Annotated in this window: 24 protein-coding genes; 15 read left to right on the top strand and 9 right to left on the bottom strand. The window is 59.2% G+C overall.

Annotated elements, in window-relative coordinates; translation table 11 throughout:
* Positions 1–15 precede the first annotated feature (15 nt).
* The 7 genes from AC2FH6_RS14745 to rarD all read left to right on the top strand — a co-directional run bounded on the left by AC2FH6_RS14745 (position 16) and on the right by rarD (position 9496).
* Positions 16–2466, top strand: a complete 2451-nt coding sequence (locus AC2FH6_RS14745) for a GcvT family protein (RefSeq protein WP_496703324.1) — start codon at positions 16–18, stop codon at positions 2464–2466.
* Positions 2467–2485: 19 nt separating this feature from the next.
* Positions 2486–2962: a cupin domain-containing protein gene (locus AC2FH6_RS14750; RefSeq protein WP_496692504.1), complete on the top strand. Its 477-nt coding sequence runs from the start codon at positions 2486–2488 to the stop codon at positions 2960–2962.
* Between the two features lie 2 nt (positions 2963–2964).
* Positions 2965–4017 (top strand): alcohol dehydrogenase family protein, encoded by a 1053-nt coding sequence (locus AC2FH6_RS14755; RefSeq protein WP_496703326.1) that lies wholly within the window; start codon positions 2965–2967, stop codon positions 4015–4017.
* A gap of 12 nt (positions 4018–4029) precedes the next feature.
* Entirely contained in the window at positions 4030–4920 is an 891-nt protein-coding gene (locus AC2FH6_RS14760; RefSeq protein WP_496703328.1) for a homocysteine S-methyltransferase family protein, read from the top strand.
* A gap of 12 nt (positions 4921–4932) precedes the next feature.
* Positions 4933–5907, top strand: a complete 975-nt coding sequence (locus AC2FH6_RS14765) for a GlxA family transcriptional regulator (RefSeq protein WP_496703330.1) — start codon at positions 4933–4935, stop codon at positions 5905–5907.
* Between the two features lie 89 nt (positions 5908–5996).
* Complete coding sequence (locus tag AC2FH6_RS14770) at positions 5997–8450, top strand: GcvT family protein (protein WP_496703332.1); 2454 nt, start codon at positions 5997–5999, stop codon at positions 8448–8450.
* Between the two features lie 143 nt (positions 8451–8593).
* On the top strand, positions 8594–9496 hold the full coding sequence (rarD, locus tag AC2FH6_RS14775) for an EamA family transporter RarD (protein WP_496703334.1): 903 nt from the start codon (positions 8594–8596) through the stop codon (positions 9494–9496).
* On the opposite strand, the gene AC2FH6_RS14780 is transcribed toward rarD, so the two are convergent.
* A complete protein-coding gene (locus AC2FH6_RS14780) occupies positions 9487–10203 on the bottom strand; it encodes an SGNH/GDSL hydrolase family protein (protein ID WP_496703336.1) in 717 nt (238 codons plus the stop codon). The two genes, rarD and AC2FH6_RS14780, sit on opposite strands and share 10 nt — an antisense overlap.
* Positions 10200–10610 (bottom strand): nuclear transport factor 2 family protein, encoded by a 411-nt coding sequence (locus tag AC2FH6_RS14785; RefSeq protein WP_496703338.1) that lies wholly within the window; start codon positions 10608–10610, stop codon positions 10200–10202. The genes AC2FH6_RS14780 and AC2FH6_RS14785 overlap by 4 nt, the downstream gene beginning before the upstream one ends.
* 60 nt (positions 10611–10670) lie before the next feature.
* On the opposite strand from AC2FH6_RS14785, the gene AC2FH6_RS14790 reads away from it, so the two are divergent.
* Positions 10671–11354, top strand: a complete 684-nt coding sequence (locus tag AC2FH6_RS14790; protein WP_496703389.1) for an RluA family pseudouridine synthase — start codon at positions 10671–10673, stop codon at positions 11352–11354.
* Between the two features lie 2 nt (positions 11355–11356).
* On the opposite strand, the gene AC2FH6_RS14795 is transcribed toward AC2FH6_RS14790, so the two are convergent.
* Positions 11357–11542, bottom strand: coding sequence for a hypothetical protein (locus AC2FH6_RS14795; protein ID WP_496703340.1), 186 nt, complete (start codon positions 11540–11542; stop codon positions 11357–11359).
* A gap of 103 nt (positions 11543–11645) precedes the next feature.
* Here AC2FH6_RS14795 and AC2FH6_RS14800 point away from each other — a divergent pair, with 103 nt between their 5' ends.
* The 4 genes from AC2FH6_RS14800 to AC2FH6_RS14815 all read left to right on the top strand — a co-directional run bounded on the left by AC2FH6_RS14800 (position 11646) and on the right by AC2FH6_RS14815 (position 14623).
* The gene (locus tag AC2FH6_RS14800; protein WP_496703342.1) at positions 11646–12338 is read left to right on the top strand and encodes a helix-turn-helix transcriptional regulator; all 693 of its coding nucleotides are present in this window, start codon (positions 11646–11648) and stop codon (positions 12336–12338) included.
* A gap of 117 nt (positions 12339–12455) precedes the next feature.
* Entirely contained in the window at positions 12456–13127 is a 672-nt protein-coding gene (locus AC2FH6_RS14805) for a YiaD family glycine zipper/OmpA-like lipoprotein (RefSeq protein ID WP_142637036.1), read from the top strand.
* Between the two features lie 115 nt (positions 13128–13242).
* Positions 13243–13785: an NADPH-dependent FMN reductase gene (locus AC2FH6_RS14810; RefSeq protein WP_496703344.1), complete on the top strand. Its 543-nt coding sequence runs from the start codon at positions 13243–13245 to the stop codon at positions 13783–13785.
* Positions 13786–13834: 49 nt separating this feature from the next.
* Positions 13835–14623: an HTD2 family dehydratase gene (locus AC2FH6_RS14815; RefSeq protein WP_496677824.1), complete on the top strand. Its 789-nt coding sequence runs from the start codon at positions 13835–13837 to the stop codon at positions 14621–14623.
* Here AC2FH6_RS14815 and AC2FH6_RS14820 read toward each other — a convergent pair.
* Positions 14615–15094 carry a GNAT family N-acetyltransferase gene (locus tag AC2FH6_RS14820; protein WP_496692494.1) on the bottom strand — a complete coding sequence of 160 codons (480 nt, stop codon included), beginning with the start codon at positions 15092–15094 and terminating at the stop codon, positions 14615–14617. The genes AC2FH6_RS14815 and AC2FH6_RS14820 overlap by 9 nt on opposite strands.
* Positions 15091–16131: an NAD(P)/FAD-dependent oxidoreductase gene (locus AC2FH6_RS14825; protein ID WP_496692493.1), complete on the bottom strand. Its 1041-nt coding sequence runs from the start codon at positions 16129–16131 to the stop codon at positions 15091–15093. Before AC2FH6_RS14825 ends, AC2FH6_RS14820 begins: the two co-directional genes overlap by 4 nt.
* 49 nt (positions 16132–16180) lie before the next feature.
* On the opposite strand from AC2FH6_RS14825, the gene mnmC2 reads away from it, so the two are divergent.
* Complete coding sequence (gene mnmC2, locus AC2FH6_RS14830) at positions 16181–16846, top strand: tRNA (5-methylaminomethyl-2-thiouridine)(34)-methyltransferase MnmC2 (RefSeq protein ID WP_496703346.1); 666 nt, start codon at positions 16181–16183, stop codon at positions 16844–16846.
* The gene (locus AC2FH6_RS14835) at positions 16843–17712 is read left to right on the top strand and encodes a DMT family transporter (RefSeq protein ID WP_281973084.1); all 870 of its coding nucleotides are present in this window, start codon (positions 16843–16845) and stop codon (positions 17710–17712) included. The genes mnmC2 and AC2FH6_RS14835 overlap by 4 nt, the downstream gene beginning before the upstream one ends.
* On the opposite strand, the gene AC2FH6_RS14840 is transcribed toward AC2FH6_RS14835, so the two are convergent.
* Positions 17686–19650, bottom strand: coding sequence for a lytic transglycosylase domain-containing protein (locus tag AC2FH6_RS14840; RefSeq protein ID WP_496703391.1), 1965 nt, complete (start codon positions 19648–19650; stop codon positions 17686–17688). The two genes, AC2FH6_RS14835 and AC2FH6_RS14840, sit on opposite strands and share 27 nt — an antisense overlap.
* 133 nt (positions 19651–19783) lie before the next feature.
* On the opposite strand from AC2FH6_RS14840, the gene dapA reads away from it, so the two are divergent.
* Positions 19784–20656 carry a 4-hydroxy-tetrahydrodipicolinate synthase gene (gene dapA, locus AC2FH6_RS14845; RefSeq protein WP_496703348.1) on the top strand — a complete coding sequence of 291 codons (873 nt, stop codon included), beginning with the start codon at positions 19784–19786 and terminating at the stop codon, positions 20654–20656.
* A gap of 99 nt (positions 20657–20755) precedes the next feature.
* Here dapA and AC2FH6_RS14850 read toward each other — a convergent pair whose 3' ends face one another.
* From AC2FH6_RS14850 to AC2FH6_RS14860, 3 genes are read right to left on the bottom strand one after another with little or no spacing between them, the layout of a single operon-like run.
* Entirely contained in the window at positions 20756–21628 is an 873-nt protein-coding gene (locus AC2FH6_RS14850) for a dimethyl sulfoxide reductase anchor subunit family protein (RefSeq protein ID WP_281973086.1), read from the bottom strand.
* On the bottom strand, positions 21628–22377 hold the full coding sequence (locus tag AC2FH6_RS14855; protein WP_271949727.1) for a 4Fe-4S dicluster domain-containing protein: 750 nt from the start codon (positions 22375–22377) through the stop codon (positions 21628–21630). Before AC2FH6_RS14855 ends, AC2FH6_RS14850 begins: the two co-directional genes overlap by 1 nt.
* The gene (locus AC2FH6_RS14860; protein ID WP_496703350.1) at positions 22374–25187 is read right to left on the bottom strand and encodes a molybdopterin oxidoreductase family protein; all 2814 of its coding nucleotides are present in this window, start codon (positions 25185–25187) and stop codon (positions 22374–22376) included. The genes AC2FH6_RS14855 and AC2FH6_RS14860 overlap by 4 nt, the downstream gene beginning before the upstream one ends.
* Between the last annotated feature and the right edge of the window lie 59 nt (positions 25188–25246).

The following is a 25246-nucleotide window of genomic DNA, read 5'->3' on the forward strand; positions in this document are numbered from 1 at the left end:
CAGGGACTGAAAGACATGAGTGATTTTCCGACAAAAGCCCGCGTGGTTATTATCGGTGGCGGAGTGGTGGGGACATCGTCCCTGTATCATCTGGCCAAAAAGGGCTGGACCGATTGTGTTCTGCTGGAGAAAAACGAGCTGACCGCCGGGTCGACCTGGCATGCAGCTGGCAACGTGCCGACCTTTTCGACCTCTTGGGCGATCATGAACATGCAGCGCTATTCGACCGAGCTTTATGCGCGGCTGGGTGAAGAGGTCGACTATCCGATGAACTATCACCAGTCCGGCTCAATCCGGTTGGCCCATTCGAAAGAGCGGGTGCAGGAGTTCGAGCGGGCAATGGCGATGGGCCGTTATCAGGGCATCGAGATGGAGATGTGGTCACCCGAACAGGCCAAAGAGCATTACCCGTTCCTGGAAACTCATGACCTTGAGGGTGTTCTGTTCGACCCGACCGATGGCGATATCGACCCGGCGCAGCTAACCCAGGCACTGGCCAAGGGTGCGCGCGACATGGGGGCGAAGATCCTGCGTTTCTGCCCGGCCACGGGTGTGACCCAGAAGGAAGACAAGACCTGGATCGTGCATACTGACAAGGGCGATATCGAAGCGGACCACGTGGTCAATGCCGCCGGGTATTACGCCCAGCGCGTGGGTGAATGGTTCAAGCCCTTCGGCGGTCGCACAGTTCCGGCCATGGTGATGAGCCACCAGTACCTGCTGACCGACGAAGTGCCCGAGATCGAGGAATGGTCCAAGGCCAATGGCGGTAAAAAGCTGCCGCTGCTGCGCGACGTGGATATCTCGTATTACCTTCGGCAGGAGAAGAACGGATTCAACCTCGGCCCCTATGAGCCCAACTGCAAGGGCCACTGGATGACCGAGGATGATCCGATGCCCGAGGATTTCAGTTTCCAGCTATGGAATGATGATCTGGACCGGATCGAAGACATCGTCACCGACGCGATGGAGCGGGTGCCGCTGATGGGGACCTCGGGAGTGGGCAGGGTGATCAACGGGCCCATCCCCTACGCGCCGGACGGGCTGCCGCTGGTTGGCCCGATGCCGGGCGTGGCCAACGCGTTTGAGGCGCATACTTTTACCTTCGGCATCGCGCAGGGCGGTGGTGCCGGCAAGGTGCTGGCCGAATGGATCGTCGATGGCGCAACTGAGTGGGATATGTGGGCCGTCGATCCGCGCCGTTACACCGATTACACCGATCAGGATTACTGCAACCAGAAGGGGCTTGAGGTCTATGGCAACGAATACGCCATGCATTTCCCGCACCATGAATGGCCCGCCGCGCGCGACAAAAAGCTGTCGCCTGTCCACACCAAGGTCAAGGAATTGGGCGGCGTGATGGGGCCCTATAACGGCTGGGAACGCGCCAACTGGTTTGCGCAACCGGGCGACGATACCTCTGAAGAAGCGACCCATACCTGGGGCCGTTCGGGGCCATGGGAGAAGCGGATCAAGGAAGAGTGCGAGGCTGTCCGTGATCATTGCGGCGTATTGGACTTGCCCGGATTTTCGCGTTTCATCGTAAAAGGTGAGGGTGCCGCCGAGGCGCTGCGGTCGCTGGTCACCGGCGGTTTGCCCAAGGTGGGTCGCATCAACCTGGTCTATATCTCAGATGGTCGCGGCCGGATCCTGACCGAAATGTCCTGTATCCGCCTCGGCGATGACGAGTTCGTCATGATCACGGCCGCTACAGCGCAATGGCATGACCGCGATATCCTGACCGAGGCAATGCCCACTGGCGTCACCGTCGAAGATGTCACCACCACTCGTGACACGCTGATCGTGACAGGTCCAAAATCGCGCGACATTCTGGCGGGGCTGAGCGATGCGGACCTGTCCAGCGGCTGGCTGACCCATCAATCCGCCACGGTTGCAGGTCAGCCCGCATTCCTGATCCGCGTCTCGTTTGCAGGAGAACTTGGTTGGGAGGTTCACGCGCTGAACGACCATATGCCCGCGATCTATGGCGCGATCCTTGACGCTGGTGCCAAACCGTTCGGTATGTACGCCCTGAACTCTCTGCGCATCGAAAAGGGTTATCGGGCCTGGAAAGGCGATCTGTCCACTGATTACTCTCTGTTGGAAGGCGGGTTGGAACGGTTCGTCAAACTTGACAAACCGCAGGACTTCCCCGGCAAGGCCGCGATCCTGAACGAAAAGCAGCAGGGCGTGAAAAAGGCGTTTGCCACTATGTTGGTTGAGGCAGGTGACGCGGATGCGCCCTACATGTCCTGTATCTGGCACAACGGCGAGATCGTTGGCGAAACCACCTCGGGCGCTTGGGGGTATCGCGTTTGCCAATCCATTGCGCTGGGCATGATCCGTCCCGAATTGGCGGTGGCAGGTACCGAGCTTGAAATCGAAATCTTCGGTGAAAAGCGACGCGCCGTGGTACAGGACGATAAACCGCTCTGGGATCCAGAAAACGAGCGGCTGCGCGCCTGATCGCCCGAAGGAGACCTGCATGAGCACGCGTTATTCAAAACTGGGGCCCGGAGAGGGCCTCAATTACGACTGGGAAAATGACCACACATTTGTGAAGGTTTCGACCCGGGATACTGATGGCGCCTATACGCTCATGGAAGACAATCTGAAGGCCAGCTTTGCGCTTGGCCTTCATCGCCATGAAACCCATGCCGAAAGCTTCTATTTTCTGGAAGGCGAAGTGGACTTCTATGTTGATGGCGACTGGCATCGCTGTGGGCCGGGCAGCACGATGCATGTGCCGCCCGGTGTGCCGCATGCCTGCCGCGTTGCTGGAAATGCACCTGCTAAGATGCTGATGATTTTCCAGCCTGCCGGTTTTGACGGATTCCTTGCTGAACTGACCAAGATGACCGAGGCGGACTTCGCCGATGAGGCGAAAATGGCCAAATTGAACGCGCGGTATGACATTGTCCCGATGGGCTCTGTGCCGCCTCATCCCGATGACGAGGTTTGATCATGACACTGCCTAAAACGATGTCCGGTGTATTCCTGACCTGTCACGGCGGGCCCGAGGCGCTGGAATGGCGTGACGATATACCCGTCCCAACCCCTGCGCCGGGGCAGGTTCTGGTCCGTGTGGCCGCAGCCGGGGTGAACAACACCGATATCAACACCCGTATCGGCTGGTATTCCTCGGACGTGACCGGCGCCACAGATGCCGTGGATCAAGAGGTCGAAGCCGGAGGCTGGGGCGGCGCGTTGAACTTCCCGCGCATTCAGGGCGGTGACCTTTGCGGCATCGTCGAAATCGCGGGGCCCGAGACCGGGTTCACCCCGGGCCAGCGCGTGACCTGCCCGATCAACCTGCCACGTCCGCGACCGGGCAACCCGACAGGCTTCATCGTGCTTGGGTCCGAGATTGACGGCGCCTTTGCGCAATATTGTCTGGTGCAGGCCGATGACCTTTACGATGTCAGCGCCTCACCCCTGTCTGATATTGAAATTGCCGCCATCCCCTGCGCCTTCGGAACTGCCGAGGCTTTGCTGACCCGATCCGGTGTGACTGCCGGGCAAAAAGTGCTGATCACCGGCGCATCTGGTGGCGTCGGCCTTGCCGCTGTGCAACTGGCGGCGCTGCGCGGTGCCTCGGTTTGGGGCGTGACCGGTGCGGCCAAGGCCGAAGCGGTGAAAAGCCAGGGCGCGACCGCCACGTTCGACCGGGATGCGTCGCTGCCCGCCGACATGTTCGACGTGGTCATTGACGTGGTGGGCGGACCTGCATGGGCTGACCTGATCCTGGCGTTGAAACCGGGCGGTAACTATGCCGTTGCGGGTGCGATTGCTGGCCCGATTGTTCAAGCCGATCTGCGGGATATCTATCTGCGCGACATTACCATTCACGGCAGCACCCATCAGCCGTTCGAAGTCTTCGGTCGCCTGGTCGAACTGATGAATGCGGGGCGGATCAAGCCCCTGATTTCAAAAACCTATCCGCTGAAAGACATTGCGACGGCGCAAGAGGATTTTCAGTCAAAAACGTTTCCGGGAAAACTGGTTCTGGTTCCCTGAGGAGGTTCATCAATGGCAGACATAACCCTTCTGGATGGGTCTATCGGGCAGGAACTGGTCAAACGCAGCGGCGATGCGCCGACGCCTTTGTGGTCGACCCGGGTGATGATGGACCATCCCGAGTTGGTCGGGGATGTGCATGCGGATTATTTCTCACGCGGTGCGACTGTGGCCACGACAAATACCTATGCTGTTCACCGGTCGCGTCTGGACCGTGTCGGCTTGGGTGATCAGCTGCCAGATCTGATCGAGGCGGCCCTGTCGCAGGCCGAGCGTGCGCGCCCGGCGGGTAGGCGCATCGCTGGGGCTTTGGGTCCGCTTCTCGCCTCTTACCGGCCGGACCTGAATCCAGAGGTCGAAGAGGCGGCAGAGAAATTCTCCGAACTGGTGGCGATGATGGCAGATCGCGTTGATCTGTTCCTGATCGAAACCGTGTCGTCGGTGCAAGAGGCCGAAGGCGCGTTGCGTGGAACGGAACAGGCAGACAAGCCGGTCTGGCTGGCGCTGTCCGTGGTGGATGATGATGGGACGCGGCTGCGGTCGGGTGAGCCATTGTCGGGAATAGCATCTTTGGTTGATCGCTTTACGCCTGAGGCCGTGCTGATCAACTGCTCACGCCCGGAGGCGGTGCCTGCTGCGCTGAATATTATCGCTACCTTCGGGCGTCCGTTTGGGGCATATGCCAATGGCTTCACCGGGATTACCCAGGAATTTCTGCAAGACGCCCCAACCGTTGATGCGCTGCAACAGCGCCACGACCTTGGGCCGGATGAATATGCTGATCAGGCGATGGGGTGGGTGGCGCAGGGTGCAACTATCATCGGCGGATGCTGCGAAGTCGGTCCCGATCACATTCAGCGACTGGCAGATCGGCTATGCGCTGCTGGCCACAGCATCGTCTGAAGGGGGGTAAAGATGCGGCAACGACCAGATAGCTTGACCGACAAGGCGCAGACACATTTCGATGTTCTGGTCGCGCCAGGCTATGTGCTGTTGGAGCTTGCCGCATTGATTGAGGTTCTGAGGCTGGCAAACCGCGTCTGCCCCAACCCGCCCTTCAGCTTTACCTATCGGTCTCTGAAAGGTGGGCCCGTTGCCAGCAGCAGCGATGCGACGGTCCAAACTGAACCTGTATCAACCCATCCCAAGGCGGATTATCTGTTTGTGATCGGAAATTCCGACCCTGACCACCCCGATCTGTCCATCGGACGGGTTGTATCGGACTATACGTTCCGAGGTGCTCAGGTCTTTTTGCTGGCCGAAGCTGCCAGCCGCTATATCGACGAATTCGGCTCCGCAGACATGGCGACCCATTGGGAAAACGCCTCTTTCCTGAGTGAACGCGGGGCCCGGTTCGAGGCGAAGCTGTCGATAGCCACAGAACAGGGCCAGGTCGTGACCTGCGCAGGGATGGAGGCGACAACCGATATTGCTTTGTCCGTGATCGGACGCCACATCTCAGGGCCTGCCAAGATGACGGTGGCCAATATCATGCTGCACGAAAACATCCGCGACTTTTCATCGATGCAGCCTTTCTCGGGGGCGCAACTGACAGCTACTGGGGACGCCAAGCTGGATCAATGTATCAAGCTGATGCAGGCCAATATCGAAGACCCCTTACCCATCCAGCAAATTGTCGAGGCGTTAAATCTTTCGAACCGATCGCTTGAGCGAAAATTCAAAGCTTTCTTTGGCACCAGTCCAAACGGTTTCTATCGCGAGATGCGGCTGGCGAAGGCTAACAACCTGCTGCTGAACACCACGATGAGCGTTCGGGAAATCGGTCTGGCCTGCGGCTTTCCGAACGGTTTCTCCTCGGTTTACAAAAGCTTTTTCGGGGTCACGCCCTTTGTTCTGAGACGCGAAAGACGGGCTGCGTCACATAGGTGAAAATCGCCCATAACATGACGCTTTTGGTGCATTTATTGTCGATCTTCCATGGCAACGTGCCCAAAACCTGATTCAGCGGAGACCTCAGGATGGTTGATCTTCCAAACAAAGCCCGAGTTGTCATCATCGGCGGCGGCGTCATCGGATGCTCGGTCGCCTATCATCTGACCAAGAAAGGTTGGAGTGATGTTGTGCTGCTTGAACGCAAGCAGTTGACCAGCGGCACCACATGGCATGCGGCGGGTCTGATCGCTCAGCTGCGGGCCTCGTCCAACATGACCAAACTGGCGAAATACACGCAGGAGCTTTACGGCGCGCTGGAAGAGGAAACCGGTGTGTCCACCGGGCTTAGGCGCTGTGGATCGATCACCGTGGCGCTGACCGAGGAACGCCGTGAAGAGATCTATCGCCTGGCCGCCATGGCCCGCGCCTTTGGCGTCGAGGTCGAAGAGATTTCCAATGACCGCGTCAAAGAGATGTATCCGCATCTGAATGTCGAAGACGTCAAGGGCGCGGTCTATCTTCCGCTGGACGGGCAGGGTGACCCGGCCAATATCGCGCTGGCCCTGGCTAAGGGCGCGCGGCAACGCGGTGCCATTACCAAGGAACGAGTGAAGGTCACCGACATCACTAAACAAGGTCGCACTGTGACCGGTGTGGACTGGGTTGCCGATGACGGCAGCGCTTCGGGTCATATTGAATGCGACATGGTGGTGAACTGTGCCGGCATGTGGGGGCATGAGGTTGGCCGCATGGCCGGTGTGAACGTCCCGCTGCACGCCTGCGAACATTTCTACATCGTCACCGAAGGCATTGACGGACTTTCGCAACTGCCGGTTCTGCGAGTGCCCGATGAATGCGCCTATTACAAGGAAGATGCCGGTAAAATCCTGCTGGGCGCGTTTGAGCCTAATGCCAAACCTTGGGCGATGAAGGGCATCCCGGACAGTTTCGAATTCGATCAGCTGCCCGAAGATTTTGATCATTTTGAGCCCATTCTAGAAGCGGCGTGTAACCGGATGCCGATGTTGGCCGAGGCGGGCATTCATACCTTTTTCAACGGCCCTGAATCCTTTACTCCGGATGACGCTTATCATCTGGGTCTCGCGCCCGAGATGGACAATGTCTGGGTCGCAGCGGGCTTCAACTCGATCGGCATTCAATCTGCGGGCGGTGCGGGCATGGCGCTGGCGGAATGGATGGATAGCGGCGAGAAACCGTTTGATCTGGGCGATGTGGATATCAGCCGGATGCAACCGTTTCAGGGCAATAAGCAATATCTGTTTGAGCGTTCGAAAGAGACGCTGGGCCTGCTCTATGCCGACCACTACCCCTATCGCCAGAAAGCCACTGCGCGCGGTGTTCGGCGCACCCCGTTCCATCACCATCTGAAAGAGCAGGGCGCGGTGTTTGGTGAACTGGCGGGCTGGGAGCGTGCAAACTGGTACGCAAATCCTGGGCAGGAGCGCGAATACCAGTACAGTTGGAAACGTCAGAATTGGTTCGAGAACTCAGCTGCTGAACACCGCGCGGTGCGCGAGAATGTGGGCATGTACGACATGTCTTCTTTTGGCAAGATTCGCGTTGAAGGACCGGATGCCGAGGCGTTCATGAACTATATCGGGGGCGGCGATTATTCGGTGCCGAACGGCAAGATCGTCTATACCCAGTTCCTGAACCGCACCGGCGGGATCGAGGCGGATGTGACGGTGACCCGTCTGACCGAGACCGCCTATCTGGTCGTGACCCCGGCGGCGACGCGGCTGGCGGATCAGACCTGGATGATGCGCCATGTGGGTAGCTTCAACGTGGTCATAACCGATGTAACCGCTGGCGAAGGCGTTTTGGCCGTGATGGGCCCCAATGCGCGCGCTTTGCTGGAAAAGGTCTCGCCGGCGGATTTCTCGAACGCGACCAACCCCTTTGGCACCGCACAAGAGATTGAGATTGGCATGGGCCTGGCCCGCGCTCATCGGGTGACCTATGTGGGCGAGCTGGGATGGGAGATCTACATGTCCGCCGATATGGCGGGCCATGTGTTCGAGACGCTGCATGAGGCCGGTCAGGACATGGACCTGAAACTCTGTGGCATGCACATGATGGACAGTTGCCGGATCGAAAAGGGCTTTCGCCATTTTGGTCATGACATCACGTGCGAGGACAACGTCGTGGATGCCGGGCTTGGTTTTGCGGTCAAGGTGGACAAAGGCTGTGACTTTATCGGGCGCGAGGCAGTGATTGCCCGCAAGGAAAGCGGGCCGAAAAGCCGCCTGGTTCAGTTCCGCCTGACCGACCCGGAACCGCTGTTGTTCCATAATGAACCGATCGTGCGGGACGGGGAATATGTCGGCTATCTCAGCTCGGGCAATTATGGTCATACTTTGGGTGGCGCTATCGGTATGGGCTATGTGCCCTGCGAGGGTGAGAAGGCGGCGGATGTTCTGGGGTCAACCTATGAGATCGACGTGTGCGGCGTGAAGGTAATGGCCGAGGCGTCGTTGAAACCGATGTACGATCCGAAATCCGAACGCGTCAAAGTGTAATCAAATTGTCGGAGCGCTGCGGCGCTCCGGCTTTGTTCTGGTCTCACATATCAAATATCCTGATGGGCCGCTTCACAGTTTTCGCGGTTCCCAAGCATGTCTGGATTACCGTAAAGACGACCGGTACCCCCCGGAGACCCGCAATGGCCAACGCAACACCCACACAGAATGCCGATACGCCAAAAGGCCTTGTTCTGGCGGTTACGGCTTATGTTTTGTGGGGGTTTTTGCCTTTATACATGAAGGCGATGGCCCATATCGGACCGGTTGAGATCGTAGCGCATCGGATCATCTGGTCTGTACCCGTTGCCGGACTATTGCTGATCGCACTGGGGCGGACGCGGGATCTGAAGTCAGCTTTGCGCGATCCCAAGATGCTGGGCATGGCCTGTCTGACGGCTGCATTGATATCGGTGAACTGGGCGATCTATGTCTGGGCGATTGCCAGTGGGCATGCGCTGGACGCAGCGCTGGGCTATTACATAAATCCGTTGTTCAGTATCGCGCTGGGCGCGGTGCTGCTGCGCGAACCTTTGAACCGGACGCAGCTGATTGCTGTTGGGTTGGCCGCAGCCGGGGTGGTGGTTCTTGTTGTAGAGGCCGGAAGCCTGCCTTGGGCGGCGCTGGGGCTTATGTTCAGCTGGGGGTTCTACGCCTTCTTCAAACGCTCACTCCCCATCGGGCCAAATCAGGGGTTCTTGCTGGAAGTGCTGATCCTGCTGATCCCCGCATTGGTTTATGTGACTTGGCTGGGGGTCAACGGCACGGGGCATTTCGGGCTGGTCGCAACCGACACCATGCTGCTGGCCGGGGCAGGGGTGGTGACCGCAGTGCCGTTGCTGATCTATGCCAATGGTGCCAAACTGGTGCGCCTGTCGACGATGGGCATCCTGCAATACATCGCGCCGACCATGATTTTTGTGACTGCCATCGCGGTTTTTGGAGAGCAGATTGACCGTGGCCGCATGATTGCGTTTCCGCTGATCTGGGCCGCACTTGTGGTCTATTCGATCCCGATGATCCGGCAGATACGCGCTCAGGTCTGACGCAGCAATTCGGCGGCCTTCTGCGCCCAGATCGCATAGGCTTTGGGGCTCGGATGATAGCCGTCCGGTGCGGCCAACGCCGGATCATCGGGTAAATCAATGGACAGATGGCGGATTTGCGGGAAGCCGGTCGTAATCTGTTGCAGGCCTTGGTCCAGGCGGGCTGCCTGACGCCCCAGCACCCAGGCAAGCGGTTGAGGCAAGGCGGGAAACCGACCCATCTGGGGAACGGCCGTTACAATGACACGCCGGGCTCCAAGCTGGTCGGTGATCAGGTGCATCAGACGGGATTGGTTTTCGACAAACCGCTTTTTAGTGACGCCACGGGTGACGTCATTGACGCCAAGCGCCGTAATGGCCGCATCAAATTGATCTGTCAGACCGTCAAGGCGTTTCAGCGTATCCAGCGTTGTATGCCCTGTCATAGCCTCGAGCCGCCATTCGACACTGTGGCTTTTTGCTAGCTGTGCGACCAACTGCCCGGACAAAGCCTGCGCCTGGGTGCCAGCGCCAACACCTGCTGCCGAGCTGTCGCCTGCGATTAGCAACCGCAAACGCGGGCCGCGCCCTTCACGGCCTTCGCGCGGCCCGGTCGGTTCGGGCAGGAACCGCGCCTGTCGTCGAACTGAAATCCCCTGTGCCGCCAATAGTGGCAACAGCGGTAGTCTCAGAAACTGATCAGCTCCGATCCGGGCAGGCTTGGTCAACCCAAAGCGTCCTTAAAATTGATAAAGCGAGGGTCTTTTGCCACGCGTGCCATCATCTCGGTGCGCAGGGCTGCAATAGTTTTAAGTGGGCGCATGACCACTTCGAACTTTTCGATCAAGCCTTCATCATTCAGCCGGATCAAGTCCACACCAACCGCATCCAGATCACCAACCTTGCACTGAAATTCCAGCGCCCAGTCTTTGCCGTCACCCATGATCCGACGATAGCTGAAGTCCGAGAATACCTGCCCCACATGCCCTAGCAGAGCCGCCACGGGTTCGCGCCCGGCCCAGGTGCTGTAGTAGGTCGGCGGCAGAAAACGCACGTCTTCGGCCAGAAACTCGTGAATCAGACTTTCATCGCCTTTTGTGATGACATCTTTCAGTTGTTCGATTGTCGGGTGCATGGTTTCTCCTCCGAGTTGTCGCATGATTTGCTGAACTATTCAGTTCAGGCAAGCGCGACGTTGCGGGAGGTTGTCGCTTGCGATAGGCAGACCCGCATGAGCGAGACCTACGATCCCCCGAAAACACCGCTGGATGTGCTGCACGAAGATGCGCATCTGATTGTGGTGAACAAGCCCTCGGGGCTTTTGTCCGTACCGGGTCGCGGAGAGCATCTGGCCGATTGTCTGTTGACCCGTGTGCAGGCGGCGTTCCCGCAGGCCCTGCTTGTGCACCGGTTGGACCGCGACACTTCGGGCGTGATGGTTTTTGCCCAAACCCCTCATGCTCAGCGCAATCTGAGCATGCAGTTCGAACAGCGTCAAACTCGCAAGACTTATATTGCCCGCGTCTGGGGCATGGTAGAGTCAAAGACCGGAACTGTTGATCTGCCGTTGATTGTAGACTGGCCCAACAGGCCGCTGCAAATGGTGTGCCATGAGACCGGCAAACCTGCGGTGACGGATTGGCGCGTGGTCAAACATGAAGGCAACACTACCCGCATACGCCTGTTCCCGAAAACCGGGCGCTCGCACCAGCTGCGGGTTCACATGCTGGCGCTGGGCCATCCGATTTTGGGTGATCCGTTCTATGCAAAAGGTGAGGCGCGGGCCTTCCCGCGCCTGATGTTGCATTCCGAGGAATTGCGGCTGAAGAACCCCGATGGCGGGGCGTCGATGAAGTTTCGCGCCAAGGCCGAGTTCTAGAGTCAGGCGGGGTTGGTCCAAAGCAGTTTGAGATTGCCCAGTGAAAATCGTCTGACCCGTTTCCTAGGAGCGCAGGGCTGTCGGCTGGCCATGATCTCGCGTTCGATTTCAAAGGCGCGCAGGGTATGGTCCTGGGACCAGCGTCCCAGTTGCAGTGTCATCATTACGTGATTGTCGAGGCTGGGCATCAGTAATCTCCTGTGAATTGTTGAACCAGCATCCCGCATCACTCCTGACAGCGCGTTGTCAGGGGGGTGTGCTAAGGTGTCAGCAGAGAAACCGGAGTTTGCCATGCGCCGTTCGTCCCGCCTGTTTGAAATCATCCAGATTCTGCGTGCTGCCAACGCTCCGGTTACGGCTGAGATGCTGGCGCAAAAGCTCGAAGTCTCGGTGCGCACGGTGTATCGCGACATCGCGGCACTGCAGGCCCAACGCACACCGATTGAGGGCGAAGCCGGCGTCGGGTATCTGATGCGGCGGGGCTATGACTTGCCACCACTGAACTTCGACGCTGAAGAGGTCGAGGCGCTTTGGGTCGGTCTGTCAATGCTGGCACGGACCGGCGACAGTACCCTGCAGGAGGCCGCCAAACGCATTTGCCGGAAAATAGAAGGCCTGCGCGCAAGTCCCGACTGGTTGCAGGTCGCGCCTTGGGGGGCTCCGGTTGATGATCCGGCCAAGGGCTGTATCCCGGTCGTGAATTACCGCGAAGCCATCCGGGACGAGCGCAAGCTTCGCCTCACATATGTCAGCTCGCAAGACGTTCGCTCCGAACGGGTCGTCCGTCCGGTTGCCCTGATCTATCACATCGAGTGCACGATGCTGGTTGCGTGGTGCGAATTGCGCAACGGTTTTCGCCATTTTCGGACCGATCGCGTCTGGGCCTGCGAAATGGTTGACGATCATTTCTGCGGCCAAGGGCAGCCGCTGCGGGAGATCTGGCAGGAGCAGAACCAATGGGGTTCCCCTGCCGAGGCCCATTGAGCGGCGGGTATTCGCCGATATCACCTGATTGTTGCTTGAGCCTGCGGGGGGGCAGCGCGATATACTGTGCCAAATAATGGGACCCGGCAAACGGGCCTCTGAGCAGAAGGTGATATCATGACGATTTCCAAGCTTGTTGTTTCTGCTGGGCTTTGCTCGGCCTTGTTCTTGGCGGGCTGCACCGACCCCGGAACGCTGAACTTGCCCTCGGACCCCAACCAAAATACCAAACAGGGTGCGCTTTTGGGTGGGTTGGTTGGTGCCGGTGTCGGGGCCATTGCGAACGACTCGGATCCGCTTTTGGGTGCGCTGGCTGGTGGTGCAATCGGTGCAGCAGGTGGCGGCCTTATCGGCAATCAATTGGACCGTCAGGCGGCTGAGTTGCGCCAGCAGCTGGCAAATGATGGCATCACAATCGTCAACGCGGGCGACCGCCTGATTGTTACCGTCCCCAACGACATCACCTTTGACACCGACAGCTCGACCGTGCGGCCTGCATTGCGTTCTGATTTGGTCCGGGTGGGTCAGAATTTGGTGAGATATCCCAACTCGGCCGTTCAGGTCATTGGCCATACGGACAGTGATGGCGAAGCCTCTTATAATCAGGCCCTATCTGAGCGTCGGGCTAGGTCCGTGGCGGATGTTCTGCAAGCCAATGGTGTGAACGGGGCCCGTATCAGCACTATCGGTTTGGGTGAGAACCGACCTGCGGCCTCGAATCTCACACCCGAAGGGAAGGCGCGGAATCGTCGGGTCGATATCGAAATCATCCCCAACGGCAACACCTGATGTGATCGGGCACCGTCAAGGTGCCCGTTTTTGCACATTGACTGCGCGTCAAGTGGGCTTTGGCTGGCGGTGATCAGGGGCTACCTTCTGGAAAACGCCTGAACGGAGACCTTTTATGTCCGAACCGATCCTTCTGAGCCTGTCAGGTTCGCTGCGCCAAAATGCCACCAACCGAAAACTGCTTCGCGAGGCGGCGCGGCTGTTTGAGCCGGGCACCCATACCGAGGCTGACTTGAACTTGCCGCTCTATGACGGCGATCTTGAAGAAGGCGAGGGCATCCCCAAGGGCGTTCAGGTTTTGGCCGGTCAGATCGCCCGTGCGGATGCGGTGATCATTTCGACGCCGGAATATAACAAAGCGCCGTCCGGCGTGTTGAAGAATGCGCTGGATTGGGTAAGTCGCACCAAGGATAAGCCTTGGGCAGGCAAGCCGGTTGCGGTGATGTCTGCCGCTGCGGGCCGTGCCGGCGGGGAACGTGCACAGATGATACTGCGCAGCTATATGGTTCCGTTCCAGACGCGCATCTTGCAAGGGCCGGAAATTCATCTGGCCGACAGTTCGAACGAATTCGACGCGCAGGGCAAGCTGGTTAACGAACGCTATGAAAACGCCCTTCGGACCTTGATGAAGAACTTGCGGTCAGAGGCCGGTTTCTGAAACTGCCGGTTTGCTTGCCCGTATGGGGCAGGCCGCCTAATCTTGCGCTATGTCGATGGAAATTCAGACAGATGTGATGGACGCAGCCCGTGCTGGCGCGCTGCAGGTGGCGCTTGGGAAACAGGCAACTGCGAGGGGCGGCACTGCGTTGCCGCCGTTCTTTCATCACCTGTATTTCTGGACTCCGCAGCCACCCGGCCAACTTGGGCGCGACGGACATCCCAAAGTCGGGGGCCTGATCCCCGATATGGGCCTACCCCGCAGAATGTGGGCAGGCGGACGCTTGGAGTTTTTCGCGCCTCTGATAGCAGGTCAGTTAGCCGAACGGCGATCGCTATGTGAAAGTTCGAGTTCGAAATCGGGACGCACCGGCCCCTTGGGCTTTGTCACGTTGCGCCACGAGGTTTGGCAGGGCGGTGCGCTGCGCCTGACCGAATGGCAGGATCTGGTTTACCGCCAAGACCCCTCGGCGGATACGGTCACCCCTCCCGCACCACTGGCCAGGCAAGATGAAACCGAACATCGCGAGCTGTCCTTCGACAGCACGATGCTGTTTCGCTACTCGGCCCTGACATTTAACGGACACCGCATTCACTATGACATCGACTATGCTCGTGATGTCGAAGGATATCCCGGGCTGGTCGTGCATGGCCCGCTTTTGGCGCAGCACCTGATGTTGTTTGCGGAAGATGTGATGGGCCCATTGGCGCAGTTTTCTTTCCGCGCAACCTCGGCATTGATGCATTTCGAAACTGCGAGCCTGTGCCGGAGGGGCAATACCCTGTGGGTGCGTGCGGCAGACGGGCGCCAATGTATGATTGCCGAAGCCTCAGCCTAAATGTTTCTGCATGGTAATCGAGGTCGCCCGGGTGAACCCGGGATGCGCCGTTTCCGCCGTTTTGACAAAGCCCATCCGGGCAAAGGAGGCATGGTTTTCGACCAATTCGACCCGTGTCTTCAGTTCCAGCGTAGCAAAACCTATTTCAACCGCCCGCGCGGATGCCAGATCGACCAGACGCTGTGCCAGCCCCTGACCACGTCGGGTTTCGTCCACAGCCAGTTTGCTCAGATACAGGCTGTCCTGTTTGGGTGTCAGAAAGACGACCGCATCCGGGCGATTGCCTATGATCCAAACCTCGTGGTCGCGGGCCTGTTGCCGAAGCGTTTCCTCGGTCAGGCGATGCATTGACGAGGGCGGGTCTATACGCCCCTCCATGAATGCAAAGCTGTGGCGGATCAGGCGTAACACCTGTGGCAATATAGGATCGTCTGGTTGCAGGCGAACTGGGGTGTTGTCGAGGGAGGTCACAAAGAAGCCTCGGGTTGAAAATCTGCGGGGATTTCATCGCGCCCTTCAAGCACCAGTTCGGCCATGACTTCTGCCACTTTGGGCGCCATGCCAAAGCCGATCTTGAACCCTCCATTGGCGATGAATTCTCCGGCGTGCAGCGGATGTGCACCCAACATCGGCGCTCGGCTTTTGCTGCGGGGTCGGATCCCGGCCCAGCGTTCGATCACTTCGGCACCGTGCAGGACCGGAACCGCCCGCGTGGCCCGATCCAGGACATCATCCAGCGCCGCATCGGTGCTGGTTGGGTCGTCATAGTCCCGTTCCGAGGTCGATCCGATGGCCAAAGTGCCATCCGCATGCGGGATAATGTGAACGGCATCTGCAAACAGCTGGGAGACGTCCCCGGCATCGAACCGCAGCAAAGCCGCCTGTCCCTTGACGCCATTGCCGACCGTTTTGCCAAAGGCGTCGTTCAGTTCTAGCAGGCCAGAAAGCCCGGTGGCGTGAATGATATGCCCTTGATTGGCCGCATCGGTTTTGACCTCAACCCCCATCACCGCCAGCGCCGAAACCAGTGCAGAACATGCCCGCCTTGGGTGCATCCGGGCGCTAAGCGTGTCGTGGATTACAAAGCCGGTGGGGCTGGGAGGGCACCACGACCCGACCTCATCCATTGCAACAACGCGCCATTCGGCCCGCCCCTGCCAAAGCTCTGCGGCGGTGACCGTACGTGCATGGGCCAGATCCAGCGTGCGGCTATCTGCGATGGGCTGTAGCCTTCCCAACCGGGCATATCCGGCTGAGACGCCTCCGGTCGCCTCAACCTGTTTCCAGAAGGGTTCGGCCATGATCAGGCTTTCGAATTGAAAAGCTTTCTTGGCATTCCAATTCTCGGGCACATGTGGTGCCAAAGCCCCGACCAAACCGCCACTGGATCCTGCACCGGGCCCAAAAGGGTCAATGATCTGAACTTTTGCGCCGCGTTTTGCGCAGGCCCAGGCGATCGAAAGGCCAAAAATGCCCGCGCCTCGCACCGTCACATCGACCATTGCCATTCCCCTTTTCCTTGTTCAGTGTCGCGCCGCTTAGCTACAGGATTCCCCGATGGCAGACCAGCGCGCCGAACTGACCTGGAAAGACGGGCAGATACCCGTCTCGGACCGTTTCGACGACCCCTATTTCTCGTTGCAGAACGGGCTGGAGGAGACGCGGCATGTGTTTTTGGCGGGCAATGACCTGCCCGCGCGGTTTGCGCCGGGGTTTCATATTGCCGAGCTTGGTTTTGGCACCGGCCTGAACTTGCTGACTGTCTGGTCCGAATGGGAAAAGGCTGGCCAAACGACCCCGCTGACATTCACCAGTTTCGAAGCCTATCCAATGGCGCCAGACGACATGTCGCGCGCTCTGGCCGTCTTTCCTGAGTTGTCCCCTTGGGCCGACCGGTTCCTGTCCCAATGGCAGGGCGGTACCTGCTATCTGGGCACCCTGCGGCTTGAGGTTATCGAGGGCGATGCGCGGGCCACCCTGTCCGCATGGTCGGGGCAGGCGGATGCGTGGTTTCTGGACGGGTTCTCGCCGGCTAAAAACCCCGAGCTTTGGGGCGCAAAGCTGATGCAGCAGGTATCCGACCACACGGCGCCCAATGGAACCGCCGCCACCTATACCGCCGCTGGGTTCGTCCGACGCGGGCTCCAAGACGCGGGGTTCAACGTCACCCGCGCGCCGGGCTATGGGCGCAAGCGTCACATGACGCGGGCGGTCAAGCCATGACCCAACAGAACAACACTCGCGCCGGTATCGCGCTGATGATCGCGGCGACTGTGGTTTTTGCGCTGCAGGACGGTATCTCGCGCCATCTGGCTGGGACGTACAACACCTATATGGTCGTGATGATCCGCTATTGGTTCTTCGCAGCATTTGTCGTCGCTCTGGCGCTGCGTGCGCCCGGCGGTATCGCGGCCACGGCCCGCACCAGCCAGCTTGGGCTGCAGATCCTGCGCGGGGTGCTCTTGGCGGGGGAAATCTGCGTCGCAGTCTATGCCTTCACCATCCTGGGGCTGATCGAAAGCCAAGCCGTATTTATCTGTTACCCCCTGCTGGTGGCGGCGCTCAGCGGACCCGTTCTGGGTGAGAAAGTCGGCTGGCGTCGGTGGTCGGCTATCGGCGTGGGATGTATTGGTGTTCTGATCATTTTGCAGCCCGGGGTGGGAGTGTTCAATCCGTGGGCAGTGATCCCGTTGATCTCGGCCCTGATGTTTGCCGTCTACGGCCTGCTGACCCGCTATGCGGCGCGACGCGACACTACCGCCACCAGTTTTTTCTGGACCGGCATCGCCGGGGCGGTTGCCATGACGGCCGTGGGCGTATGGTTTTGGGAGCCTATGCAGGGCGGTGACTGGCTTTGGATGGGCCTGCTCTGCCTGACCGGAGTTCTGGGGCATTGGTTGTTGATTAAGTGCTACGAAATGGCCGAGGCCAGCGCCGTGCAGCCCTTTGCCTATTTTCACCTGATGTGGAGCGCCATTCTGGGAATCTCGGTCTTTGGTGAAAGCTTGCGACCCGCGGTCGTTGCAGGGGCCACATTGGTTATTGCCGCCGGACTGTTCACCTTATGGCGCGAACGACGCCAGAGTTGACCCGATCAGTTCCTCGGAAAATGGCACCGGCAACGCCTGCTGCCCCAACCGTGCGCGATACACAGGCAGGCTTTCGGCGACGCGCATGACATAGTTGCGGGTCTCGCTGAAGGGTATGAATTCGATCCAGTCGACGATATCGGCCTCACCCCGGCGCGGGTCGCCATTGCGTTTCATCCACGAGATCGGCCTGCCCGGTCCGGCATTATACCCCGCAGCCATCATCACCACATTGCCGTTGAATTCTGCTGCCAGCTCGGACAGGTAATTCGCCCCCAATTTGGCGTTATATCGCCAGTCCGAAGTCAGTTTTCCGGTTTGGTGGCTGCTTAGGATGCCCATGTTCCGGGCCACAACTTTCGCCGTCGCGGGCATCACCTGCATAAGCCCGCGCGCGCCCGCGCCGCTGATGACAACCGGATCAAACTCGCTTTCGCGCCGGGCGATTGCTAGCGTCATTTCTTTGGCCATGGGCAGGCCCAGATCTGCCACCGGATGAACCGGATAATACGCGGCGGGCAGGACAACGCCGGTGGTCGCGGCGCGCTTGGCGATCATCACCGCCAGATGTGGTTCGTTCAGTTCGATGACCAGATCGCCCAGTTGGCTTGCCTGAACGGGGTCGAGCCCCTCAACCAGATGGGTCAGGAACCGCTCGGATAGGTTTGCCTCACCTGCGCGCAACAGCAATAGCCCCGCTTCCAGAACGCTGGAATCGGCAAACTCCGCTTGTTTCCAGTGCGGTGCCCTTCGCGGGTTTGCCAGATCGCTGTCGAAGGGGCGCCCTATCCGTTCGGCGGCAAGAAGCCCGTAGAACGAGGTCTGGTGATCAGCACCCATGGCATAGGCCTCATAAGCCTTTTCCGCATCCCCCTGCGCGGCATAAGCCCGACCTAGCCAATACCCGCCGCGTCCCTTGGAAATCGGTGACTGCACCGCGCCCGAGAAGTTTTGGAAATGCCGCACAGCCGTTGCGGGATCATTCAACCGACGCAGGGCAAGGAAGCCGGAAAGCCATTCAAGATCGGCATAGGCATAGCCCATGTCCGGCGTCATATGGTGACTAGAGGCAATCTTGTATGCGCGGCTCACATCACCGTTGCGCATCTCAAGCCGGGCCAACCGGCGACGGCCCTCGGCCCATTTGTCTGGCTCGCCCAGAGCATCCGGGCTGGATGACCGCGCCAGCATCAGATCAATCGCACTGTCATCCAGTTCCTTTTTATCTCGCCAGACAAAGCGGTCAAAAGCAAGCCCCGCCGATCCGGCCACCGATTCGGGAACCGCCCCTACTTTGGCATCAACACCCGGCGCACGTTTTTGCAATGCAATCCGCGCCTCGGCCAGCTTGCGCTGATCGTCATTCACCAATGGCAGCATTTGTCCTGCGCTGATCAGATGACCGTCCCACAGCATCCGGTCTAACCGCGCCGCGTGGTGGGGTTTCAGCAATGTCGCGAAGTTCTCGATATAGTCTTTCTGCAGGCCCGATCCCATCGGCATCGTACGCCAGGCGGTGACGATATCCGCCTGCGCATCGCCCTGTCGCCCTTTAGCCTTCAGCGCTACGGCGAAATTCAGCGCCCCTTCCGCCGTTTGTGGGGCAGTGCCGGCGTAGAATTTCAACACCCGGTCCGGGTCAGCCCCGGTAAAGGCGGGTTCGCTTTCGCGCCGTAACCATGCCAGCCCCGGCCAATCCGGCCTGCGGTTCAGAAATACCAGCACATCGCCCGAGCTTCCGAACCCCTCGCGCAGCCAATGCCATACGATGATGTCACGTGACACAGATCCGCGCGGGCCTGCCTCTTGCAGCGCGGCGTTCCAATCGCCCTTGCGCATTTCATACATGCCAGCGCGCAGATCGCCCACCGAGTCGGCTTGGGCCGGCCCGAAGGATGCCAGAATCACCGCTGTCAAAAGCGCCAGAACGCGTGTCATGCCTTGCATTTCCCAACCAACCAAGGATAGAGCCATTTAGGATAAACCTTGCGCCAGCGGGATCAACACACATTGCTAGGAATGTGATTGCCCAAGGCGCAAAAATTGCTAACCGCACAGCAAGGAGCGTGTCATGTTCAAAGGCTCGATGCCAGCCCTCGTTACCCCGTTTTCGAATGGCGAGTTGGATCTGGGCACGCTCAAACGTTTGGTGGAATGGCAAATTCAGGAAGGCTCGACCGGTTTGGTGCCGGTGGGGACCACCGGTGAAAGCCCAACCCTCAGCCATGAAGAACACGAAACGGTGGTGGCAGAAGTTGTCAGTGCCGCAGCCGGTCGTGTCCCGGTGATCGCTGGTGCGGGCTCGAACAACACGGTCGAGGCGATCCGATTCGTTCAATTTGCGCAGCAAGTCGGCGCGAATGCCGCTCTGGTGGTGACCCCGTATTACAACAAGCCGACCCAGAAGGGCCTAATTCAGCATTTCCGTACCCTACATGATTGTTCTGATATTCCGATCATCATCTACAACATTCCAGGCCGTTCCGTCATCGACATGACGCCCCAGACGATGGGTGAGCTGGCCGAGTTGCCAAGGATCGTTGGGGTTAAAGACGCAACCGGAGATTTGGGGCGTGTCAGCCAACAGCGCGCCTCTTGCGGGCCCGAGTTCTGCCAACTGTCGGGCGAAGACGCCACGGCGCTGGGTTTCAATGCGCATGGTGGTGTGGGCTGTATCTCGGTCACGGCGAATGTTGCGCCCAAGCTATGTGCCGAATTCCAGCAGGCCACCCTGCAGGGGGATTATGCCAAAGCGCTGACTTATCAGGACCGCCTGATGCCTCTGCATGAGGCGATCTTTATCGAACCCGGTCTGGTCGGGGCCAAATACGCCCTCAGCAAGCTGGGCCTGTGCAGCGAAGAAGTTCGCTCGCCCCTGACCACGTTGGACGACAGCACCAAAACAGCCATCGACGCAGCCATGAACCACGCAGGTCTGCTGTAACCAGGGGTGTTCTTGGCCTGATCCGATCTTCATCTGGCCAAAAATACCTCGGGGGATGAATTGGCCTGTTAGGGCCAAGAAGGGGGCTGGCCCCCTTCTTTACCGTTTGCCGTAATACAAACCCACGACATGCTCGGCCTGCGCAAAAAACAGCCAGCGCGAAACTGCAACGCCTGCCACATGCGACAGCGCAGCCAGAAGAGCGAAGAAGTGGTTGAACGGCAGGATCAGCAGGATGACCGGCAATAGGAAGGCCAGCACAAACGAGATGACCCGCAATTTGTCCGCATGTTTCCTGCCAACCACGTGGACAAATTCGCGCAGAAGATAGTTTGTACCTGTATGTGGAGGCTCAAACGCACGCACTGCCCCGCGCTGCCCCAAACCCGTAGCGGTGCCAAGGTTTGTTCCTGAGTTCGCAAATGCCTTATCCCCTTGCCACCAGTAAAATGTCTGCGCAACGGCAGCGACCACCAACAGAGGGACGGCAAGGCTGACCTGACCGGCCAGAAGCGAGCCACCGGCAAAGCTGAAGCTCAGAAACATGATTGGTGTCAGTTTCATGTTCCAACGTGGGATTGTCTTGAGCTGGGTGTAGATCATTGAGGTGGTGAAAACTGTTGCCAGCGAAAACAACGCGCCAAGGACGCCCAGAACACCCCAACGCTGACCAAAGATGACAGCGCCCAGCGCGTAGAGGCCCATAAGAATCAAGGCGATCACTGCGCACCAACCCTCACGGCTGAGCCAGCTTGACCGCCATTGGGTGAATGCTTTCCACGCACGTTCAGGATGGCCCAGGTGAAAGGTCGAGGCCATCAGCCCACCCACCGACAGGCCAAAGGCCATGGCATAGAATACGAAGGCCACCCATCCGGTGACATCCGGCATCCCAAGGCCCAGAAAAAACAGCAGCCCAAAGCCCAGACCGGACAAGGTGGTGAAGATAATGACGGATGGGGCCGGATGCATCAGAGCTTCTCCAGTGTCTTGTCGAGCCAACCCAGAAAGCCCTTGGGCTCTTCGGCTACCGGGGCCAGAAGGGGCGCGAGAATGTCGATCTGGTCCTCGATCTGATCTTTAGGGCGAGGTGGCAGGTATTTGTTGACGGGCTTGGTGCCCATTTCAGGCATCAGATCCATGCCACCACGTTCGGCGACCAATTTGCTGACATCGCTATCTGCGTCGCCCAGATCACCGAAATGGCGGGCTCCGGCGGGGCAGGTCCGCACACAGGATGGCACGCGGTCCACTTCGGGTATGTTCTCGTTATAGATGCGATCCACGCAGAGGGTGCATTTCTTCATCACGCCCTCGGCCATATCCATCTCACGCGCGCCGTAAGGGCAGGACCAGGCGCAAAGCCCGCAGCCGATACAGTCGCTTTCATTGACCAATACGATACCGTCCTCGACCCGCTTATAGCTGGCCCCGGTGGGGCAGACGGTGACGCAGGGCGCGTCCTCGCAATGGAGGCAGGATTTGGGGAAGTGGATCAGCTGAGCGTGACCCTGTTCGGGTTGGACCTCGTAGGAATGTACGCGATTCAGGAAGGTGCCGGACGGGTTGCCGCCATAAGCGTCCTGATCCGACAGGGGCGCCCCGTAGTTTTCGGTGTTCCAGCCTTTGCAGGATATCACACAGGCATGGCAGCCGACACAGGTGTCCAGGTCGATGACCAGACCCATTTTCTTGTCTGTGGATTGGGGGAGCTGGGTCATTTTCCTACCTTCCACGCCAGATCTTTTGGTCCGGTGCCGACCGGTGATTTGATCGGTTTGAATTCGGGCTGGCTTTCTGCATCCGAAGGTGGCGCCGCCTTTTCGATCCTGACCTTCAGGTCGAACCAAGCAGCCTGACCTGTAATCGGATCAGAATTGGCCCAACGCATTCCATCGCCTTTTGACGGCAGCAGTTCGTGGATCAGGTGGTTCAGCAAAAAGCCTTTGGTGGCCTCGGGCGCGTCTTCTTGCAGGGCCCATGCGCCTTTGCGTTTGCCGATGGCGTTCCAGGTCCAGACAGTGTTTTCGTTCAACGCGGCCATCTCCATGACCGGCACGGTGATCTCCCCGTGCGGAGAGGTGACTTTGGCCCAGTCGCCGTCCTGCAGCCCGTGTTCGCGCATCAGTTTGGTTGGGACGTATAGCGGGTTGCGCCCGTGTAGCTGGCGCAGCCAGGCGTTTTGGGTGCCCCATGAGTGGTACATCGCCATCGGGCGCTGGGTCAGGGCGTTGATGGTGAAGCCTTCGTTGCCCTGTTGGTCGGTTTCGTACCAGATCGGCAGCGGGTCCATGGTGTCTTTGAGGCGTTGACGCAGATTTTCCGGGGGCTGGCGGTCGCCATGACCCTCGGCGGCCAGTTGGAATTTGCGCATCGGTTCTGAGTAGAGCTGGAACAGATAGGGTTGCGGGCTGTCGTAGATTCCCATGCCCACGGCCCAATCCTGATAGGCAGCGTTCCAGGGTTTGTAGTAATCCGCCCCTTCGGGGATATGCGCGACGTAGAAGCCGCCATTTTCGATGTAGCGATTCAGCTGGTCGGGGTTGACCTCGCCACGACCTTCCTTGTCGCCATTTTCGCCTCGAAACCCGGCCAGTGGGCCAATACCGGGCTTTCGCTGATGGTTAACGATATAGTCAGCGTAGTCTTTCCACTTCGGCGTACCGTCTTCGTTGGTAAAGCCTGGCAAGCTCATGCGGTTGGCCAGTTCCACCAGCACCGACTGAAAGCCTCGCACGTCGCGGTCGGGCTCGATCACCGGCCAGCGGATTGCGTCGGCGGCGGCGTCTGCCTCGCAGATCGGGCGGTCGAGCAGCGAGATGCAGTCGTGCCGTTCAAGATAGGTGGTGTCGGGCAGGATCAAGTCGGCATAGGCCACCATTTCCGAGGAATAGGCATCGGAATAGATGATGTTTGGGATGACATATTTGCCGTCTTCGGTCTTGGCGGTCAGCATCTCCATCACACCTTTGGTGTTCATGGAGGAGTTCCACGACATATTCGCCATATACATGAACAGCGTGTCGATCTTGTAGGGATCACCGGCGGCGGCGTTTGAGATTACCATATGCATCAGCCCATGGGCTGACATCGGGTTTTCCCATGTGAATGCTTTGTCGATCCGTTGGGGAGTGCCGCAGTCGTCCAGCAACAGGTCTTCGGGCCCGCGGGGGAAGCCTAGATGGGGGCCTTCCAGGGGTCTGCCGGGGCGGCGGTCGCCATGCGGGGTTGGGTGTGCCTCGACTGGTTTGGGATAGGGCGGTTTGAAGCGGAAACCGCCTGGAACTTCGACGGTGCCGAGGATGATCTGCAGCACGTGCAGCGCGCGGCAGGTCTGGAACCCGTTGGCATGGGCCGAGATGCCACGCATGGCGTGGAAGCTGACCGGGCGACCGATCATCTTAGCATGGGTTTCGCCGCGGAAATCGGTCCATTCCTGATCCAGCTCGATCGCCTCATCAAAGGCGACGCGGGCGATTTCCGCCGCGATGGCGCGAATGCGACTGGCCGGGATGCCACAGCGGTCAGCCACGGCCTCAGGGGCGTGCTCGTCGCTTAGGTATTTCTCGGCCATCAGGTGGAAAACCGGGCGATGGGTGACGCCGTCCTTTTCGTAAGTAGCCGACAAGTCCGGGCGTACGCCCGGCTTGTCGAACGCTGTGAGTTCGCCTGTGGCCCGGTCGATCACCAGCGGTTTGCCGTCACTATCGCGCAAGAACAGACCTTTGTCGGGGCCTTCGGATGCGTTCACCAGAACAGGCGCGTTGGTATAACGGCTGAGGTAATCCAGGTCGATCTTGCCGGCCTTCATCAGCACATGGATCAGCGACAGGATGAACAGCCCGTCGGTGCCGGGCGTAATCCCGACCCAGTCATCGGCGACGGCGTTATAGCCTGATCGAATCGGGTTCACACCGATCACCCGTGCGCCGCGTGCCTTGATCTTGCCGATGCCCATCTTGATCGGGTTGCTGTCGTGGTCTTCGGCTACGCCGAACAGCATGAATAGCTTGGTGTGGTCCCAGTCGGGCTGGCCAAACTCCCAAAACGCGCCGCCCATGGTGTAGATGCCGCCTGCGGCCATGTTGACGGAACAGAAGCCGCCATGGGCCGCATAGTTTGGGGTGCCGAAATTCTGAGCCCAGAAGCTGGTGAAGCTTTGGCTTTGGTCGCGACCGGTAAAGAAGGCCAGCTTTTGCGGCGCTGTCTCGTGCAGCTCATTCATCCAGCCGACGGCTGTGCTGATCGCTTCGTCCCACTCGATCTCGCGGAACTCGCCCGATCCGCGCGGGCCGACACGGCGCAGCGGTTTGCGTAGGCGCGACGGCGCGTTAACCTGCATAATGCCCGCGGACCCTTTGGCGCACAGAACGCCTTTGTTCACCGGGTGGTCTCGGTTGCCCTCGATATAGGCGACCTTGCCGTCTTTCATGTGAACGTTGATGCCACAGCGACAGGCGCACATGTAACAGGTGGTCTGCCGGATCTCGTCCGAGACTTTGGGCGAGGTGTCAATCACTGGCTGGTTCATAGGCGCCCCTGTAGTTTGCAGACCGGTATTCCCCCGAGTATTGCCGGGAACCGGAATAA

It is taken from the genome of Ruegeria sp. CDSC045, from assembly GCF_059610725.1.